The 19,124-nt window shown below is 58.1% G+C and carries 11 protein-coding genes; 2 read left to right on the top strand and 9 right to left on the bottom strand.

What is annotated here, in order from left to right:
• Nucleotides 1-128 precede the first annotated feature (128 nt).
• Together yegS and yegQ are read right to left on the bottom strand one after the other, a co-directional pair.
• Entirely contained in the window at nt 129-1,028 is a 900-nt protein-coding gene (yegS, locus tag ACMGGS_RS21165; protein ID WP_194206428.1) for a lipid kinase YegS, read from the bottom strand.
• 313 nt (nt 1,029-1,341) lie between these two features.
• Nucleotides 1,342-2,703 carry a tRNA 5-hydroxyuridine modification protein YegQ gene (yegQ, locus tag ACMGGS_RS21160; RefSeq protein WP_414164252.1) on the bottom strand — a complete coding sequence of 454 codons (1,362 nt, stop codon included), beginning with the start codon at nt 2,701-2,703 and terminating at the stop codon, nt 1,342-1,344.
• 283 nt (nt 2,704-2,986) lie between these two features.
• Between yegQ and ACMGGS_RS21155 the strand changes: the two genes are divergently transcribed.
• Together ACMGGS_RS21155 and ACMGGS_RS21150 are read left to right on the top strand one after the other, a co-directional pair.
• Nucleotides 2,987-5,656 (top strand): DUF2339 domain-containing protein, encoded by a 2,670-nt coding sequence (locus ACMGGS_RS21155; RefSeq protein ID WP_414164251.1) that lies wholly within the window; start codon nt 2,987-2,989, stop codon nt 5,654-5,656.
• Complete coding sequence (locus ACMGGS_RS21150; protein WP_414164250.1) at nt 5,653-7,008, top strand: DUF3999 family protein; 1,356 nt, start codon at nt 5,653-5,655, stop codon at nt 7,006-7,008. Before ACMGGS_RS21155 ends, ACMGGS_RS21150 begins: the two co-directional genes overlap by 4 nt.
• A 30-nt stretch (nt 7,009-7,038) precedes the next feature.
• On the opposite strand, the gene ACMGGS_RS21145 is transcribed toward ACMGGS_RS21150, so the two are convergent.
• From ACMGGS_RS21145 to ACMGGS_RS21115, 7 genes are all read right to left on the bottom strand, one after another.
• A complete protein-coding gene (locus ACMGGS_RS21145; RefSeq protein WP_414164249.1) occupies nt 7,039-7,752 on the bottom strand; it encodes a tetratricopeptide repeat protein in 714 nt (237 codons plus the stop codon).
• A 65-nt stretch (nt 7,753-7,817) separates the two neighbouring features.
• A complete protein-coding gene (gene baeR, locus ACMGGS_RS21140; protein WP_414164248.1) occupies nt 7,818-8,540 on the bottom strand; it encodes a two-component system response regulator BaeR in 723 nt (240 codons plus the stop codon).
• Nucleotides 8,537-9,970 (bottom strand): two-component system sensor histidine kinase BaeS, encoded by a 1,434-nt coding sequence (baeS, locus tag ACMGGS_RS21135; protein WP_414164247.1) that lies wholly within the window; start codon nt 9,968-9,970, stop codon nt 8,537-8,539. Before baeS ends, baeR begins: the two co-directional genes overlap by 4 nt.
• Nucleotides 9,967-11,382, bottom strand: a complete 1,416-nt coding sequence (locus tag ACMGGS_RS21130; RefSeq protein ID WP_414164246.1) for an MFS transporter — start codon at nt 11,380-11,382, stop codon at nt 9,967-9,969. The genes baeS and ACMGGS_RS21130 overlap by 4 nt, the downstream gene beginning before the upstream one ends.
• 1 nt (nt 11,383) lies before the next feature.
• The gene (gene mdtC / locus ACMGGS_RS21125) at nt 11,384-14,461 is read right to left on the bottom strand and encodes a multidrug efflux RND transporter permease subunit MdtC (protein ID WP_414164245.1); all 3,078 of its coding nucleotides are present in this window, start codon (nt 14,459-14,461) and stop codon (nt 11,384-11,386) included.
• Nucleotides 14,462-17,584 carry an MdtB/MuxB family multidrug efflux RND transporter permease subunit gene (locus ACMGGS_RS21120; RefSeq protein WP_414164244.1) on the bottom strand — a complete coding sequence of 1,041 codons (3,123 nt, stop codon included), beginning with the start codon at nt 17,582-17,584 and terminating at the stop codon, nt 14,462-14,464.
• Nucleotides 17,584-18,822 (bottom strand): MdtA/MuxA family multidrug efflux RND transporter periplasmic adaptor subunit, encoded by a 1,239-nt coding sequence (locus ACMGGS_RS21115; protein ID WP_414164243.1) that lies wholly within the window; start codon nt 18,820-18,822, stop codon nt 17,584-17,586. The genes ACMGGS_RS21120 and ACMGGS_RS21115 overlap by 1 nt, the downstream gene beginning before the upstream one ends.
• Nucleotides 18,823-19,124 lie beyond the last annotated feature (302 nt).

Raw genomic sequence — 19,124 nt, 5'->3', positions numbered from 1 at the left:
ATCAGGCTGTACCGTCAGACTCCATATCGTAGGCCCGGTAAGCGCAGCGCCACCGGGCAAAACGAGCACCACTGATCATCACTGTAGGCCCGGTAAGCGCGGCGCCACCGGGCAAAACGGTGCAACCGTTAGCGTAGCAGCGGGCAATCGGGTGGCAGACGACAACGCAGTGCGTTGGGCAGGATCTCAATACGGAAGGACTCCCCGCGCAGCGGCTCGCCGTCGAGGTTAAAGGTGATTTCATGCGGGGCGCTGACTTCAAACCATGACGATGCCCCGTCGATAATATTTGGGCTGTCTTGTGGCTGGGTGAGGGTGGTAAAAATTGCCGGGAGCAGGCCGTCGCCGGTGAACACGCGCAGATGCAGCAAACCGTCATTAATCAGCGCATCCGGACAAAGCTGCTGCCCGCCGCCTGCCTGCCGACCATTGCCGATGCCAATGACCAGCGCGTCGCCGTGCCAGTGAAAATTCTCCCCGCGGATGTCACAGCGATCCGGCGTTAAGGTATCCATACGCATCAGACCGTGAATAAGATACGATACGCCGCCTAACGCGGCTTTCAGCTTTTCCGGCGTTTCGCTGGTGATCCGGGGACCAAAGCCGCCGGTCGCCATATTAATAAAACAGGTTTTATGGTTCACTCTGGCGATATCCACCGCCACGGCATTACCGGCAATGGCCAGCTTTAACGCTTTATCCAGCGTATCCGGTACGCCTGCGCTGGTGGCAAAATCATTCGCGGTCCCCAGCGGCAGAATGCCCATTGCCGGAACGTTTTCACCAGCAAGCTGAATCAGCGCCGTAGAAACCTCATTAATCGTGCCATCTCCGCCGCCAGCAATAACGGTTTCCACCCCCAGACGCCAGGCTTCCTCGACATATCGCTCCGCATCGCCTTTTTCCCAGGTGACGCGAACGTGGATCGTCACGCCTTCATTGCGCAGCATATAAACCGCTTCGCGTAACAGTTCGTCGCCAGCGTTTTTACCATTCAGAATGAGTAAACTGGCGGGAAAATTTGTCATCCTTTTTGCCTCTTGTCGCAACACGCTGACATACCGCTCATTTTTCAGGCGGGGACGAGTTAATCGTAACCCGAATTACAGGATATAAGTGTATCTCAGGAAAGGGCGGAACGTGTAAGAACACGCTGAATTATAAGAGGCTAAAAAAATGCGCCTGCGTAAGGGAGATTACGCAGGCTAAGGAGGTGGTTCCTGGTACAACTAGCATTTATGAGTTATGTTTTTCAGCGAGACGAATAATATCTCTATTAAACACAACGGTGTGTGATCGGATTCTAAGATTCCTTCACTGAGTAAAAATAACGTTAATAAACTAGTTTGCGTGCGGATTTCGGGTACTCTGCCCGTTAAAATTGCGCATTAACAGGGCGTAATCCAGCACCATCTCCTGCGGAACCGGCAACCATACAGTATAACCATCCCCCGGCGCGACCGGCATCGCTTCACCTTTCGCGTTTTCCATATGTTCCAGCGTAAAGTTAACGTTGCCCTGCGGTGTCATTAATTCCAGGCTATCGCCCACCGAAAACTTGTTTTTAACCGCCACCGCGACAAGGTCGCCTTTCCGCTCGCCGGTAAATTCGCCGACAAATTGCTGACGCTCGGAAACGGAATAGCCGTACTCGTAGTTCTGATAATCGTCGTGGGTATGACGACGCAGGAATCCTTCGGTATAACCCCGGTGAGCCAGACCTTCCAGCGTTTCCAGCAGGCTGGTATCAAACGGCCGGCCTGCAGCGGCATCATCAATCGCTTTACGGTAGACCTGGGCGGTACGCGCACAGTAGTAATACGATTTGGTGCGGCCCTCGATTTTCAGCGAATGCACGCCCATTTGAGTCAGACGCTCAACGTGGGCAATGGCACGCAGATCTTTGGAGTTCATAATATAGGTGCCGTGCTCGTCTTCGAAGGCGGTCATGTACTCGCCCGGACGTTTGGCTTCCTCAATCATAAACACCTGGTCGGTTGGTGCGCCGAGGCCCAGCGTCGGCTCAACGTTTTGTACCGGGATCGGCTCGTATTTATGAACAATATTCCCCACATCGTCCTCTTTGCCTTCCTGCACATTATATTCCCAGCGGCAGGCGTTGGTGCAGGTGCCCTGATTGGGATCGCGTTTGTTGATATAGCCGGAGAGCAGGCAGCGGCCGGAATAGGCCATGCACAGCGCGCCATGAACAAAGATTTCGATCTCCATTTCCGGCACCTGTTCACGGATTTCAGCAATCTCGTCCAGCGACAGTTCGCGAGAGAGGATGACGCGGGTCAGCCCCATTTGCTTCCAGAATTTCACCGTCGCCCAGTTAACGGCATTAGCCTGCACGGAGAGGTGAATTGCCATATGGGGAAAATGCTCGCGCACCAGCATGATCAGCCCCGGATCGGACATAATCAGCGCATCCGGTCCCATCTCCACTACCGGTTTTAAATCGCGGATGAAGGTTTTCAGCTTGGCGTTATGCGGCGCAATATTCACGACCACGTAGAATTTTTTACCGAGCGCGTGGGCTTCATTAATGCCGAGCTGCAAATTCTCGTGATTGAATTCGTTATTGCGCACGCGCAGCGAGTAACGCGGCTGGCCCGCATATACAGCATCCGCGCCATAGGCGAAGGCGTAACGCATATTTTTCAGCGTTCCCGCCGGGGAGAGGAGTTCCGGTTTAAACATGATGTTCTCGTTCTGATGACAGGTCAGATCCGCCTTACCTGATAAGGCGGTAGGGGAGTGCCCCCACATTAAGGGCGGGCATTGTAACGCTTTCGTGGGCAGGGAGTAAATATTTCGGGCGTCATCAACGCACCGCGCGGGCAAAACGCGAAAACCGATTTTTATAATAATTTCGCGCCGCTCACGGGATGGAAACACAGCGATATCACGTCCCGGCGCTTTTCAGCTATAGTGAAAATGATTCTTCATCAGCGAAGCGGACTGCGGGTTAAGGAAAAAAGACATGGATGAGATCGTCATTTTTGGCATTATTGTCGCGCTTTTTTACCTGCTAGTAGTGCCCGCGCTGGCGTTAAACGCGCTGGCAAAAGGGCGGCGTAACCAGTATCAAATCGACCGTCTGACGGCGCAGGTGGCAGAACTGCAAAACCAGCTCGCCCGCCATGAACCGCCGCTGACTGAAACGCCGACGATAGCGGAAAGCGCTGCGGCTATGGTGTCGCCCGAGATTCCGCTATCCAGGCCGCCTGAGCCTGCCGCGCCACCCGACATCCCCATTACCGAACCTGCGCCAGCGGTCGATATCTGGAAGGATTCCCCCGCACCGCCAGCGAAGGAGAAATATACTCTTCCGCAGCCGGTGCTGGGGCTGCTGAGCTGGTTTACCCAGGGCAACCCGCTGGCTAAAGTGGGCATCATACTGCTGTTTTTTGGCCTGGCATTTCTCGTCAAGTACAGCGTCGAACGCGATCTTTTTCCTGTCGAACTACGGCTGTCGGGCGCGGCGCTGGCGAGCATCGCGCTGCTCGTCGTCGGCTGGCGCTTGCGACATAAAAATTCTCGCTATGCGTTGATTCTTCAGGGCGGTGCGGTCGGTGCGCTGTATATCACTCTCTTCGGCGCCTTCCGGCTATATCATCTGCTACCGCATTTTATGGCCTTTGGCCTGATGCTGGTGGTCTGTGCCGCCAGTGTCGGTCTGGCTGTCATGCAACGCGCGTTGAGCCTTGCGATGCTCGCCAGCATTGGCGGCTATTTGTCGCCAGTCCTGCTCTCTACCGGCGGCGGTAGTCACGTCGCGCTGTTTTCCTATTATCTGCTGCTGTCGCTGGGTATTCTGGCCATTAGCCTCTGGCAACCCTGGCGGCCGCTAAATCTGCTTGGTTTTATCTTTACTTTCGGCGTCGGTGGGCTGTGGGGAGTTCAAGGCTACCAGCCTGAGTTCTGGTTTAGTTGTCAGCTCTTTCTGTTAGCCAATATGATCATTTTTGGCGTATTGAGCGTGGCGCTGGCATTACGTTCACGGCGACCAGGAGAGAAAATCGTCGACGGTGTACTGCTATTTGGTACGCCGCTGGTTGGCTTCGGCATGCAGTACGCAATAACCCGTCACTGGACGTTTGGTCCGGCATTCTCTGCGCTGTGCTTTGCCGCAGGCTATTTGCTGCTGGCGTGGGTGGCGCTGAAACGTTATCCGTCGCTCGGCAAACCACTCGTTATCGCGGCGTTGGCGCTGGGCGGCGTCTTTATCACCCTGGCGATCCCGCTGGCGCTGTCGGCACAATGGACGTCAATGGCCTGGGCGCTTGAAGGGGTAGGCGTGCTGTGGCTTGGGCATACGCAAAAACAGATCCGCATGAGCTACAGCGGAACGGCGCTACAGCTGCTGGCGCTGGGATCGGCGGTGTGGGCGTGGCAAAACGACATGGGTGCGCTGACATTTAGTCTTACGTTCGCTATTCTGGCGCTGAGCTGGTTGATCGCAGGTTATATCTGGCGCGCCGTGCGTATTCATGCTCTCTGGCGATTAATAAGTTTAGGGCTGCTCAGCGGTGGTATCGCGCTGTGGATGGCCTGCCTGATGGGAACGCTCTGGCTGCTGACATTCCCGTTGCCGCGGGAGATATTCCTTTTGCTGGCGCTGGTTGCCGCTTCCAGCCTGCTATGGCGCTGGGCGGGGATGCGTCTGCACTGGCGAGCGTTGCGCTATGCGGTCTGGCTGCTGTGGCCGGTAATGGCAGGCGTCGTCCTCTGGCAGGTATTGATTGATACCTCGCCGCTGCATGCGGGCTGGCTAAACCTTCTCTGGCTGCCCGTTCTGGCTATCGCTATCTTCCTGCTGCGTCGCGAAGTGGTGCCGCCGGTTAAATTCCCGCTCAAGCAGGGGCTGCATCTGGCGCTGTTCTGGACGATCCTGTTTGCGCTCGGCGGTGAAATCGTCTGGCAAACCGCACGGTTTGCATGGGGTATGGAGGAGTGGCGGGACGCAGCAAGAGTGACCGCCATCGCGCTGACGATCAAAATCGTGCTGATTGCGCTACGCCGGGGTATCTGGCCGGTGGCGCGTTACCGGCAACTGTACGCATTTTGGGGTGTACTGCCGCTGATCCCGCTGGCGGTGCTGTTCCTGCTGTTCGGGAATCTGATGGATGGCGTCATGCCGGACTGGCATTACCTTCCTCTGCTTAACCCGCTCGAAGAAAGCGCCATGCTTACTCTGCTGACGTTGATCCTCTGGTGGTGCAGAATAGGCCGCGTGCCGTATCCTGAGTCGGGACGAGCGGTCGCGATATTCAGCGCCGCGGTGATTTTCTGGTGGGGCAACGGCATCCTGCTGCGCGTGCTGGCGTACTACTCCGATACCGCATGGCGCATCGAAACGCTCTGGGATTCGCGCCTTATCCAGACAACGTTTGCTCTGTTGTGGGGGCTGACTGCATTAAGCGTCATGGCTATCGCCACGCGTCGCAATCACCGCATCGGCTGGTTTACCGGCGCAACGCTGTTAGCCGTAGTAGTGATTAAACTCTTCCTGGTCGACAGCGCGGGCGAGGGAGGGCTACTGCGTGCGGTGGCATTCATTGGCGTAGCGGTACTGATATTGATCATTGGTTATTTCTCACCATTGCCTCCGGGACGGGGAAAAATGACCCGCGAGAGGACAGATAAATGAGACGGATCGTATTGAACGCTATTCTGCTGGGCGGGATCGCGCTGACCGGCACGGCAATGGGTTTTGCAGCGGACAAGCCAGAGGATTTTGCCTATGGCACGTCGCTGACCTTTGATGGCAGCGAGCCGTATTATCAGATTGCGCTGCCTGACGACGTATACGCGCAAAGCGTCTGGCCAGATCTGCGTGACGTGCGCGTTTTCAACGGGCAGGGGCAGAATCTGCCGTTCGCCTGGGTCCCACCGCCCGCCCGCGCCGCGATGGAGAAAAATAGCCTTTTGCGGGTCTCCCGGATGAACCGGACGGTGTCGGTACCCGGCTCGCCGGGCGAGGTTTCTCTGCGTTCAGCGTCGGGACTGGAAGTGACCCTGCGATCGGACGATCGTCAAACCACGCAGCGAGGCTGGCTTCTTGAACTGGGCGACAAAATGCTTAACCAGCCTCGGGTCGATCAACTCCGGCTGGAGTGGGAGCGCTTGCCTGAGAACTGGCAAACCAGCGTGGACGTGCTTTCCAGTCACGATCTTAAAACGTGGTATTCGGTTGCTGAAGCCGTACCGCTGATGGATCTGACCTCCGGCAACGACCGTCTGCTGCTTAACTCGCTGGATATTGACGGAGCGAATAAATACTGGCTGGTGCTGGCGCGCGATCCGCAGGCGGTGCCAAAGCTGAACATCGTGGCGGCACAGGCGGTGATCCACGACCTGCCAACGACCCAGGAGATGCTGGCGCTTTCACCGCGCGCTCAAGCGATTTCTCCTGTGGAGGCGCACTATTTCTGGCAGCAGCCGCAGCCGTTAAATGCCGTGCGGATCGTGCCGTCGGTTAAAAACAGCGTGCTGCCACTGGAAATTGAATACCGCAGTTCTACGTCCGATCGCTGGCATCCGCTGGCGAAGCAAGTGGCTTATGCGGTCAACGGTTACGATCCTTTGCCGCTGGCACTGGATGGCAAGGTCATTCAGGGGATCCGCCTGAAAGGAATCAATCAACAATGGGGCAAAGATTTGCCGGGAGTGACGGGGCTGCGTGAAAAACGCACGCTGGCGTTTAATGCCCAGGGCAATCCGCCCTACCTGCTGGCGTGGGGGAATAAAGCTGCCGAACCGCAGGCGCTCAGTGCCGCCACGCTGCTCCCGCCTGACATGCACGATATTTCTGGCTTACCCTGGGCCTACGTCGGGGATCCGGTGACGCTGGGCGGCGAAGCGCGGCTGACCGCTACCGATCCGGCGGAGCAGGCGAGTCTGTTGAATAAAATCCTGCTCTGGGGCGTGCTACTGCTTGGCGTTGCCGGGCTGGTCATACTGATGCTGCGAGTGTGGCGGGAGTTTAAACGCCAGGGGTAACGCCCTCTTTGCACAAGAGGGCGGTGCGGCTCAATCTACCCGCACGAATTCACCGTTAGCATCGACGTTATGCCCGAAGCCGCACTCCTGCGGTTCATCAGTCTTTAACTCCGCCGTGTCAGGCGTCACGGTAAGGGCGATGTCGCAATGGGCTATATTGCCATCACGCACGGCAATCATGCCCTTGCCCTGTTTTAACCGCACCGGTGCGGAGAATTCGCCGGTGTTCGGCCCCATCCACGCGCCCATGATGCCGAAGTAATAGCCCATATAATCGGCCTGATATTCGTCCGCTGATTTACCCGCTTTTAGCGTCAGCGTATTCCAGGCGGAACCGCCGGCATACTGCCAGTATTCGCCAGCGGGAGACGTGGGTGTCGGCAGCGCTGCCAGCTTATCTTTAATCAGACTCAGGTTATAAACCGACTTCGGATCGTGGGGCTTTAGCATTAACCATGCCTGCGCTTTACGATACTCTTTTTGCCGAATGTAGGTCAGGGCGACATTGTTATAGGCCGTAGCAATGGCGCTGTCTCCCAGGTCGCAGCTTTCGCTCCAGATAACTTGTTCAGCGAAAGCATCATAGGCTTTGGCATAATTTTTCGCTTTATAAGCCTGTTCGCCGTTGCGAGCATGCTCAGGTACTTTCGCACAGGCTTCCTTGACTTCCTGATCGCTAATTTCAGCCTGCGCAGCGAATGACAGCATGACCAGCGCGCAAATCCCGGCACGTACTGCAAACATGGTTAAATCCTTACTGTAGTTTCATGATTTTTTAACCTTATACAGCAAGAATAATAACGAGGTAACTACCCTAATCTGCACGCATCGGCTTCCCAGCGATACCCAACGCCGTAAACGGCGCGAATAAATGACTGTTCGGCATCCAGCGCTTCCAGCTTGCGGCGCAGGTTTTTAATATGGCTGTCGATAGTGCGGTCGGTCACTACCCGGTAGTCATCATACAAATGGTTCAGCAATTGTTCGCGGGAGAACACTTTTCCCGGCTCCTGCGACAGCGTTTTTAGCAAACGGAATTCGGCAGGCGTCAGGTCTAAAAGCTTATCGTGCCACGAAGCCTGAAAGCGGCTTTCATCAACGATTAACGGGCTTTCAGCATCCAGCGCCAGCAATTCGCGCTGCGGTTTACAGCGACGGAGAATGGTTTTCACCCGCGCGACGACTTCTCGTGGGCTGTAGGGTTTACAGATATAGTCGTCAGCGCCAATTTCCAGCCCCAGCAGGCGGTCGATCTCCTCGATTTTCGCCGTCACCATCACAATGGGGACCTCGGAAAAACGGCGGATTTCGCGGCACAGCGTCAGGCCGTCGGTGCCGGGAAGCATCAGATCCAGCAGGATCAAATCTGGCGGCGTCTGACGAACATAAGGAAGCACTTTGTCGCCGTGGCTGATAAGCGTCGGCGCATAGTTCGCCGCCAGCAAATAATCGACCAGCAACTGCCCCAGTTTAGGCTCATCTTCCACGATTAAAATGCGTGGGGTTTTATCATTGATAGGTAATTCAGTCATACGTCTCTCTGTACGTCGCGATCCAGCGGTAATTCTACTTTAATACTAACGCCGCCATACGGCGAGTGCGTTGCGCGCAGCGTGCCACCGTGGGCAGCGACAATATTCTGACAAATAGCCAGCCCCAGCCCGGAACCGCCGCTGGCGCGGTTGCGTGAACCTTCCGCCCGGTAGAAACGCTCAAGCAATCTGGCAAGCTGCTCGTCGGTCACGCCCGGCGCGCTGTCGGCAAAATCCAGCGTCACGCTGGTGGGGCTGAGCGCCGCGGTGATTAACAGGTGGCCGCCGCTATCGGTATAGCGCAGGCTGTTTTCCAGCAGGTTATTGAATAGCTGCATCAGGCGGTCGCCGTCGCCAAAGACCGTCGCGCTTTCCGGCAGCATGACCCGAAGCGTAAGACCCCGGCTGGCAAAACGCTCGCGGAACGCGCCAGCGGCCATATCGACCAGCGGAATAAGATTGAGAGGCGCTTTCTGGTAGGCCAGCGCCCCTTCGTCTGACATCGAAAGCTGATGCAAATCGTCAACCAGCTTGGTCAGCGTGCCAACCTCCGCCTGGAGCGAGATCACCGACTCGGGGGTAAATTGGCGAACGCCGTCCTGAATCGCTTCCAGTTCACCGCGCAACACTGCCAGCGGCGTGCGCAGTTCGTGTGAAATATCGGCCATCAGGTCGCGACGCATCTGCTGGTTACGCTCCAGCGTGCTGGCGAGCTGGTTAAAATCCTGCGCCAGCTTGCCCAGTTCATCCTGGCTGCTGGCCGCCACGCGGGTGGAGAAATCGCCCGCGGCCAGTTTATGTGTGCCTTCAACCAGCCGTTTTACCGGTGCCAGCAGGCCGCGCGCCAGCGGGAAGGTGGCGAGAGCGGCAAGCAGCGTGGCGAGGGCAACGATCATCCAGCTGGTACGCCGCTGCTGGCGGTCAAAGTTGATATCGGTATTCCGCGTCAGTCGCTCTACCGGAGAGGCGATGACTTCCCCGACGCGCTGCCCGTTCACCATGATCGCCCGGCGCGTACCGTCCGGCGGCACGGGCGCGCGTGGGCCAACCAGCACCTGCTGTTGTTGATCCACTACCCAGAACTGCGTTCGCCAGCCGTGTGGCGGCATTCCTGGTCCCGGATCTGCTCCAGGACCCGGACCGCCAGGGTGCGGATGATCTTCATCGTCACGCTCAAAGGAGCGCAGGATCTGGAAAATAAACCGGTCGTTATTACGCAAAAAGCGCCAGTTGCCGTGCTGTTCGTACTGGTCGCTCAGCGCGTCGCTGAGCATTTGCAGGCGCTGCTCATTGCCGCGCTTAATGTAGTCAATAAAACCGTGTTCGAAGCTGATGCGCACGGCCCAGTGCATCGTGACCAGCAGCAAAATGCAGGTGGCGAAAATGGCCAGGAACAGTTTACCGGTAATGCCGGGTCGCCATAATTTCACGAATGTCTCCTTTTGCGCCGGGCGATCACCGCGTTTTTGCTGGTGTCATCCGGGACGCGGACAAAAATCAGCGCGGGCAGGGCAATAATCACCGCCATGCTGAAATAGGTGTACATAAAGACGCTGTGTGATGTACCGCTATCCACGGCGACGTGCTGATGGCCATACATTCCCAGCAGCAGGCCAGCGACGGTGACGCCGATACTCATTGAAAGCTGCATAATCATCGACAGCAGGCTGTTGCCGCCGCTGGCGAGGTCGTCCGGCAGATCTTTAAGCGTCAGGGTATTCATCGACGAGAAGCGGGTGGAGTTCACCATCCCCTGTAAAAACAGCACCACCGGCAGCAGCCAGTACCAGCCGAGCAGGGCAACGCTCATAAACAGCAGGCTGACCAGCGCCAGGCCAATGGTGGTGGCGACCAGGACGCGGCGGTAGCCAAAGCGGTTTACCACCTGTACCACGATACGTTTCATCCCCATGCTGCCAAGCACCATCGGGATCATCATCAGCCCGGCGTGGAAGGGGGAGAAGCCGAGGCCGATTTGCAGGAACACCGGCGTCATAAAGGGCAGCATCCCGCTCCCCAGCCGTCCGGCGAAGCTGCCCGCCAGCCCGAGGGAGAAGGTTGATGTCTTAAACAGGTTGAGATTAAACAGCGCGGCGTCGTTGCCTTTCGCATGGCGCAAATAAAGCAGGATCGCCACGATGCCGGTTGCCACCAGCCCCAGCAGTGCCAGCGTCGAAATGCCCAGCCCTTTCTGCCCGTCAAGCGCCAGCGTCAGGGTTGCCATCCCCAGCGCCAGCAGAATAAACCCGGACATATCAAAGCGCCGGGTCTGCATTTTATAGTTGGGCATCAGCATCAGGGTGGCGATAGCGCCGATAATGCCGACCGGAATGTTAATCAAAAAGATCCAGTGCCAGGAGGCGTACTCCACCAGCACACCGCCCAGCGCCGGGCCGAGCAGCGGGCCGACCTGTCCCGGCAGGGTGACAAAGGTCATCGCCGCCATATACTGCTCGCGCGGGACAATCTTCATCACCGTCAGCCGCCCGACCGGCACCATCATCGCGCCGCCCACGCCCTGAAGCACGCGGGCCATCACCAGCTCATTGAGATTTCCCGCCTGGGCGCAGAAGAACGAGCCGAGGGTAAAAAGCACGATGGCGGTACAGAAAATATTGCGCACGCCGACCCGGTCCGCCAGCCAGCCGCTGGCAGGTAGCATCACCGCCACCGTCAGCACATAGGAAACGATCACCATATGCATATGCAGCGGACTCTCCCCGAGGCTTTGCGCCATCGAGGGAAGGGCAGTATTCACAATGGTGGTATCCAGCGCCTGCATAAAAAAGCCAAACGCCACAATCCATAGTTGCCAGCGCACGCTGGCGGGCAGTTCTGTCATATCACTCGCTTACCGGTTGTCTGGTTTTTCGCGAAAAACGCAGCCGCAGGCGGTCAAAGAACAGATACACCACCGGGGTGGTATACAGCGTCAATAGCTGACTCATCGCCAGACCGCCGACAATCGTAATGCCCAGCGGCTGACGCAGTTCTGAACCATCTCCGCCGGACAATACCAGCGGAAGCGCGCCAAACAGCGCCGCCAGCGTGGTCATCATGATGGGACGGAAACGCAGCAGGCAGGCCTGGAATATTGCCTCTTCCGGCGATAAATTCCCGTTGCGCTGCGCCTCAAGGGCAAAGTCCACCATCATGATGGCGTTTTTCTTCACAATGCCAATTAATAGCATAATCCCTATCAGGGCGATTAGGCTGAACGGGGCATCGAATGCTTCCAGCGCCAGCAGCGCACCCACGCCTGCCGAGGGCAGGGTGGAAAGAATGGTCAGCGGATGGACGTAGCTCTCGTACAAAATCCCCAGCACGATATAGACCGTGGCGATGGCCGCCAGAATCAGGATCACCTGCGAATTCATCGTTTCCTGAAACACCTGGGCGGTGCCGGCAAAGCTGCCACGCACGGTGGAAGGGACGCCGAGCTGGGTCATGGCGCGATCGATAGCCGCGCTGGCTTCTGAAAGCGATTTCCCGGTCGGCAGGTTAAAAGAGACGGTAGAGGCCGCCGACAGCCCCTGATGGTTCACCGACAGCGGCGCGTTAGCGGGCTGCCATTTCGCAAAGAAGGAGAGCGGGATCGCTTTACCGTCGCTATTGATCACATACATCTTATCCAGCGCACTGATGTCCTGGGTGTACACCTGATCGACTTCCATCACCACCTTGTACTGGTTTAGCGGCTGATAAATGGTGGAAATCTGCCGCTGACCGAAGGCGTTATTCAGCAGACTGTTGGCTGCCTGCACGCTGATGCCGAGTCGTGACATACTTTCACGGTCGTAGATGAGGTTCATCTCCGCGCCGTTATCCTGCTGGTCAGAGTTCACGTCGGCCAGTTCCGGCAGGGCGGCAAGCGCTTTGCGGATTTTCGGTTCCCATTCACGCAGCGCGCTGAGATCGTCCGACAGGAGCGTGTACTGATAGCTGGCGTTGGCCTGTCGTCCGCCGACGCGAATATCCTGCACCGCCATCAAAAACAGGTTAGCCCCCGGCTCGTTGGCCAGTTTTTTGCGCAGACGGTCAATGATTTGCTGCGCCGTCTCCGTACGTTCGCTGCGATCTTTAAGGGCAATAAACATCATCCCGCTGTTGACCCGCGAACCGCCGGTAAAGCCGGTGACGTTATCCACGGCCGGATCGTCGCGGATAATCTTCATAAAGTCCTGAAGCTTGCCGCGCATTGCCTGGAAGGAGATGCTCTGATCCGCCTGAATCCCGCCCATCAACGCCCCGGTATCCTGCTCCGGGAAGAAGGTTTTCGGGATCGCAATATACAGCCAGACGTTAAGCACAATGGTGGCGAGCAGCACCAGACCGGTGAGACGGGCGTGATTAAGCACCCATTTCAGCGATTTGCCGTAGCCCTGCTGGAGAGAGACCAGCAGCCGGCCAAACCCTTTCGCGCGCGTCGGCTGATGGGCCTTACTGCGTTTGAGCATCAGACCGCACATCATCGGCGTCAGGGTCAGGGAGATCACCAGTGAAATACCGATAGCCACCGACAGCGTGACCGCAAATTCCCGCAGCAGCCGTCCGGGCAGACCGCTCATCAGCAGCAAGGGGAGGAATACCGCCACCAGCGACAGGCTCATCGATAAGACGGTAAAGCCCACTTCTCGGGTGCCCTGAAGTGCAGCCTGCAACGGTTTCATTCCCGCTTCAAGGTGACGGGAAATGTTCTCCAGCACCACAATGGCGTCATCGACCACAAACCCGGTGGCGATGGTCAGTGCCATCAGCGACAGATTATTGAGGCTAAAACCGCACAGATACATGGCGGCAAAGGTGCCGATCAGCGACACCGGTACCGCGACCGCCGGGATCAGCGTCGCGCGCCCGGATCGCAGGAACAGGAACACCACCAGGATCACCAGCGCCACCGAAATCACCAGCGTTTGCTCCACTTCTTCCAGCGAAGCGCGGATAGTCGGAGAGCGGTCCTGGGCGATTTGCAGGTCAATCGCCGCCGGAATGGTTTGCTGTAGCTCCGGCAGGCGGGCGCGAATGCTGTCCACGGTCTGAATGATGTTGGCTTCCGGCAGCTTGCGGATCATCAGCAGGATCGCCGGTTTGGCGTTGGTCATCCCGGCGTTGCGCACGTCCTGCACGGAGTCCGTGACCGTAGCGACATCGCCGAGGCGTACCGCCGCGCCGTTGTTGTAGTGGACGATCAGCGGCTGATACTCAGCGGCGGTTTTCAGTTCGTCATTGGTCTGGATCTGCCAGCGATGCGTGCCGTCCTCCACCGCACCCTGCGGCTTGCGCACGTTGGCGCTGCTAATCGCGCTACTGACGTCATCCAGCGAGACGCCCTGATTAAACAGCGCCTGCGGATTTAACCCTACCCGCACCGCGGGCAGGGAGCTGCCGCCGACGTCCACGTCGCCGACGCCTTCTATCTGCGCGATGGTCTGCGCCAGCTGGGTGGACGCGAAATCGTACAGTTCGCCCTGCGAATAGGTATCCGAGGTCAGCGTCAGGATCATAATCGGCGCGTCGGACGGGTTGGCTTTACGATAGGTCGGACGGCTCGGCATGCCGCTCGGCAGCAAGCTTTGCGCGGCGTTGATTGCCGCCTGCACGTCCCGCGCCGCGCCGTTGATATCGCGGTCGAAATTAAATTCCAGAATGATGCGCGTACTGCCGAGCGAGCTGCTGGAGGTCATTTCGCTGACGCCGGCAATCCGCCCGAGCGAGCGCTCCAGCGGCGTCGCCACCGAGGACGCCATGGTCTCCGGCGACGCGCCCGGCAGCGAGGCGCTGATCATAATGACCGGGAAATCCACCTGCGGCAGGGGGGCGACCGGCAGTAGACGAAAGCCCAGTATGCCGCACAACGTTATCGCCAGCGAAATTAAAAACGTCGCCACCGGACGGTGAATGAAGAGCGCGAAAAACTTCACTTACGCCTCCTCGTTATGCTGCGGAAAACGGCTACGCAGCCAGAGCGAGAGACGGTCGAACAACAAATAGATAACCGGTGTAGTAAATAGCGTCAGCACCTGGCTGACCAGCAGGCCGCCAACCATGCCGATACCCAGCGGACGGCGCAATTCCGCGCCGACACCGGTACTCAGCATCAGCGGCAGCGCGCCGAGCAGCGCCGCCAGCGTGGTCATCAGAATCGGCCGGAAACGCAGCAGGCACGCCTGATAAATCGCCTCGCGCGGCGGCATGCCCTGTTCGCGTTCGGCGGCCAGCGCAAAGTCGATCATCATGATGGCGTTTTTCTTCACGATGCCGATCAGCAGGATAATGCCGATTATCGCAATCACATCCAGTTCACTTCCCGCCAGCCACAGCGCCAGTAGTGCGCCAACCCCCGCGGTGGGTAACGTCGAAAGGATGGTGATCGGATGGATAAAGCTTTCATACAGCACGCCGAGCACGATATACATCGCCACCACCGCCGCGACAATCAGCCAGACCGTACTGCCGAGCGCCGACTGGAAGGCGAGGGTGCTGCCCTGGAACTGGGTGGTGATATCGGTGGGCAGGCTCAGATCTTTCTCGGCAGTGGTGATGGCCTCCACTGCGTCGCCCAGCGAATGACCGGATGCGACGTTGAACGAAATGGTGGTTACCGGGAACTGATCGAGATGGTTAATCGACAGCGGCGCAAACCGCTGCTCCACTTTGGCAATGGCGTTCAGCGGCACCACGCCGCCGTCGCTGCTGGTGAGGCGCACGGTATCCAGCGACGCCAGACCTGGCGTGTTCCCGGTATCATGCTCCAGCACCACCCGGTACTGGTTTGCCTGGGTATAAATGGTCGAAATCAGCCGCTGGCCGAAGGCGTTGTACAGCGCGTTATCCACGTCGGACATACTAATCCCGAGGCGGCTGGCGCTGTCACGATCGACGTTGACATATGCCACCAGACCCTTGTCCTGCCAGTCGCTGCTGACATCCGCCAGCGCCGTTTGCGACTGAAGGCGTGTCATGAGCAGCGGCACCCAGTGGCTCAGCGCGTCCAGCGAAGTGGCCTGGAGGGTGAACTGATATTGAGTGCGGCTGACGGTGGTATCAATGGTTAAATCCTGCGTTGGCTGAAGGTACAGCTCTGCGCCTGGCACCCTGCTCGCCGCCTGTTGCAACCGGCTAATCACCGTTTGCACGCGATCGTCACGGTCATCCAGCGGCTTGAGGTTAATTTGCAGGCGCGCGCTGTTGAGCGACGGATTGGTGCCGTCCACGCCAACAAACGCCGTCAGGCTTTCCACCGCCGGATCTTTCAAAATTTGATCGGCGACCTGTCGCTGTCGCTGCGCCATGCTGGCGAACGAGGCCGACTGTGGAGCCTGAAGCGTCCCTTGAATAATGCCGTTATCCTGGATCGGGAAGAAGCCTTTCGGGATGAAGATCCACAGCATCACCGACAGGATCAGCGTCGCCAGCGCCACGCTGAGCGTCAGCCACGGATGATTGAGCACTTTCGCCAGTCCGCGTCCGTAGGCGGCAATCACCCGTTCAAAAAAGCGCTCGCTGGCGCGGGAGAAGCGGTTTTGCTTGCGCAGGGACTCAACGCTGAGCATGCGCGCGCACATCATTGGGGTCAGGGTCAGCGACACCACCGCGGAGATGAGGATTGCCACCGCGAGGGTGACGGCAAACTCGCGGAACAGGCGGCCAACAATATCGCCCATAAACAGCAGCGGGATCAACACCGCAATCAGCGAGAAGGTCAGGGAGATAATCGTAAAGCCGATCTCGCCCGCGCCTTTCAGCGCCGCGGCCATGGGCTTCTCACCCTTCTCGATATAGCGGGAGATGTTTTCAATCACCACGATAGCGTCATCGACCACAAAGCCGGTGGCGATGGTCAGCGCCATTAGCGTCAGGTTATTAATGGAGAAGTCGAGGAACACCATCACCGCAAAAGTGCCGACCAGCGACAGCGGTACCGCGACGCCGGGAATAATGGTCGCCGGGACGTTGCGCAGGAACAGATAGATAATCATTACCACCAGCGCAATCGCCAGCATCAGCTCAAACTGGGTATCGCTGACCGAGGCGCTGATATTGGTGGTGCGATCCGACAGCACTTTCACCTGCACCGACTTCGGCAAGCTTTCCGTCAGCTGCGGCAGCAACTGGCGAATGCTCTCGGCGGTATCAATGATATTGGCCCCCGGCTGACGCTGGACGTTCATCACAATCGCCTGCTCTTTATTCGCCCATGCGCCGAGCCAGCTATTTTCCGCGCCCTGCTCAATGGTGGCCACATCGCCGAGGCGGATCGCCGCGCCGTTCTGATAAGCAATGATTAAGCGGCGATAATCTTCTGCCGTCTGCATCTGATCGTTGGCGGAAAGGGTAATCGCGCGCGTTGGGCCGTCGAGGCTACCTTTCGCCGAGTTAACGTTGGCGCTGGTGATCGCGGTGCGCACGGTTTCGCTGGTCAGCCCCAGCGCGGCAATAGCCTGCGCATTAAGTTTGACGCGCACCGCCGGACGCTGACCGCCCGCCAGCGTGACCAGCCCGACACCGGAGACCTGGGAGATTTTTTGCGCCACCCGCGTCTCGACCATATCTTCGACCTGAGTCATCGGCAGGGCGGAAGAGGTGACGGCGAGGGTCATGATCGGCGGGTCCGCCGGGTTGACTTTGCTGTAGACCGGCGGGTTAGGCAGATCGTCAGGCAGCAGGTTAGTGGCGGCGTTGATCGCGGCCTGCACCTCCTGCTCGGCGACGTCCAGCGGTAGCGTAAGCTGGAACTGGAGGGTGACCACCGACGCGCCGCCGGAGCTTTGCGACGACATCTGCTTCAGGCCCGACATCTGCCCGAACTGACGTTCAAGCGGCGCGGTGATGGCGGAGGTGGTTACGTCCGGGCTGGCACCGGGATACAGCGTCACCACCTGAATGGTGGGATAATCCACTTCCGGCAGCGCCGAAATCGGCAAAAAACGATAGCCGATAATCCCGGCTATCATGATCGCCACCATTAACAGCGTGGTAGCGACCGGGCGCATAATAAACAGGCGGGACGGGCCGCCGGTAGCGCGGGGAGGTAACACCTGCATCAGGAGCGTGCTCCTTTTTTACCGTATTCGCGGTTGGTGGGCGTTTCTGCGGCGGTGGCAGAGGCGCTTTGTGCTTCTACCACTTCGACTTTCGCCCCTTCGGTCAGGCGATCGATACCGTCAGTCACCACGCGGTCACCCGCGGAAAGCCCATCGGTAATCACTACTTTCAGGCTATCCTGTATGCCGGGTACAACGGTATGCTTGCTGACTTTGTTTTCCGCGTTAACCACCCAGACGAAATTACCTTCATTACCCATTTGCAGCGCGGCGGTAGGGATCACGACTGCATTTTGTTGGGTATCGACCAGCAGACGGGCGTTAACGAACTGGTTAGGAAACAGCAAATCATCCTGATTATCAAAGCGCGCCTTGAGTTTGATGGTGCCGGTGGTAGCGTCAATCTGGTTATCGAGACTCAGCAGCGTACCGGCGCTGAGCTTCTGTTTATTGGTCCGATCCCAGGCTTCTACCGGCAGCGTTTTTCCGGCTTTCTGCGCCTGTACGATAGTCGCGATATCCCCTTCCGGCAGAGTAAACACCAGATCGATAGGATGCGTCTGCGTCAGCACCACAATGCCGGTGGTATCGCCGCTGGAGATTTGATTGCCAATATCCACCTGTTTTAAGCCAATGCGGCCGTCAACCGGCGCGGTGATGCGGCTCCAGTCGAGCTGCAACTGCGCGCTGGCGACGCTGGCCTCATCGGCCTTAATCGTGCCCTGCGTCTCGCTGACCAGCGCCTGCTGGGCGTCCAGCTCCTGACGAGAGACCAGATTGGTTTTAACCAGTTGCTGATAGCGCGCCAGATCGCGCTGGGCATTCGCCAGCGTCGCCCGGTCTTTCGCCAGCTGTCCCTGCGCCTGGGCCAACGCTACCTTAAACTCGCTGGGATCGATTTCCGCCAGTACATCGCCCGCTTTCACCTGCTGCCCTTCCTGAAAATGGATCGCCATCAGCTGACCATCCACCCGGCTGCGCACCGTGACGGTATTCGCCGCCGTAATGGTACCCAGCCCGGAAAGGTAGCGCGGCACCGATTCGCTGCTGGCCGTCGCCGCCTGCACCGGCGCCAGTTGTGCATTACGCTGCGCGTGGCGTCCACCGCCGGATGGTGCTGCGGTCGTCGCCGAAGGACTTTCTGAGGCGCTGCGGCTGTGCCAGAACCAGAGGGCGGCAAGGGCCGCAATAATCACTATCAGCGCTGTTGCCCAGCGGGCTTTGTTACTGCCTTTCATTGTTTTACGTGTCTCTTCCTGAAGCCGGTCGCGGAATAATACTAGTTTAGTCAGCTAACTCATTACAAAAATGAAGGAAGTATGGAAGATGAGGGGAGAATAGTCTGAATACGGGGCGTAGCACGGCGGGCAGCGTCAGAAGCAGGTTTGCGAGACGTCTCGTAGAACGCGCGTCACATTCAGGGCGTCAGCGAAACGGGAAAGTTCCTTCCGAAGAAGGGGCCTGAACCAGGAGAGGGTTGTAACACACCAGGAGCGGTTGCTTTGCTGACAGGTATGGACCCCTGTTTCCTTCATGGGTA

This window comes from Superficieibacter sp. BNK-5, assembly GCF_047456055.1.
Lineage (GTDB): Bacteria > Pseudomonadota > Gammaproteobacteria > Enterobacterales > Enterobacteriaceae > Superficieibacter.
Note: the sequence above shows the minus strand (reverse complement) of the source record. Positions and strands in the feature narration are given on the sequence as shown.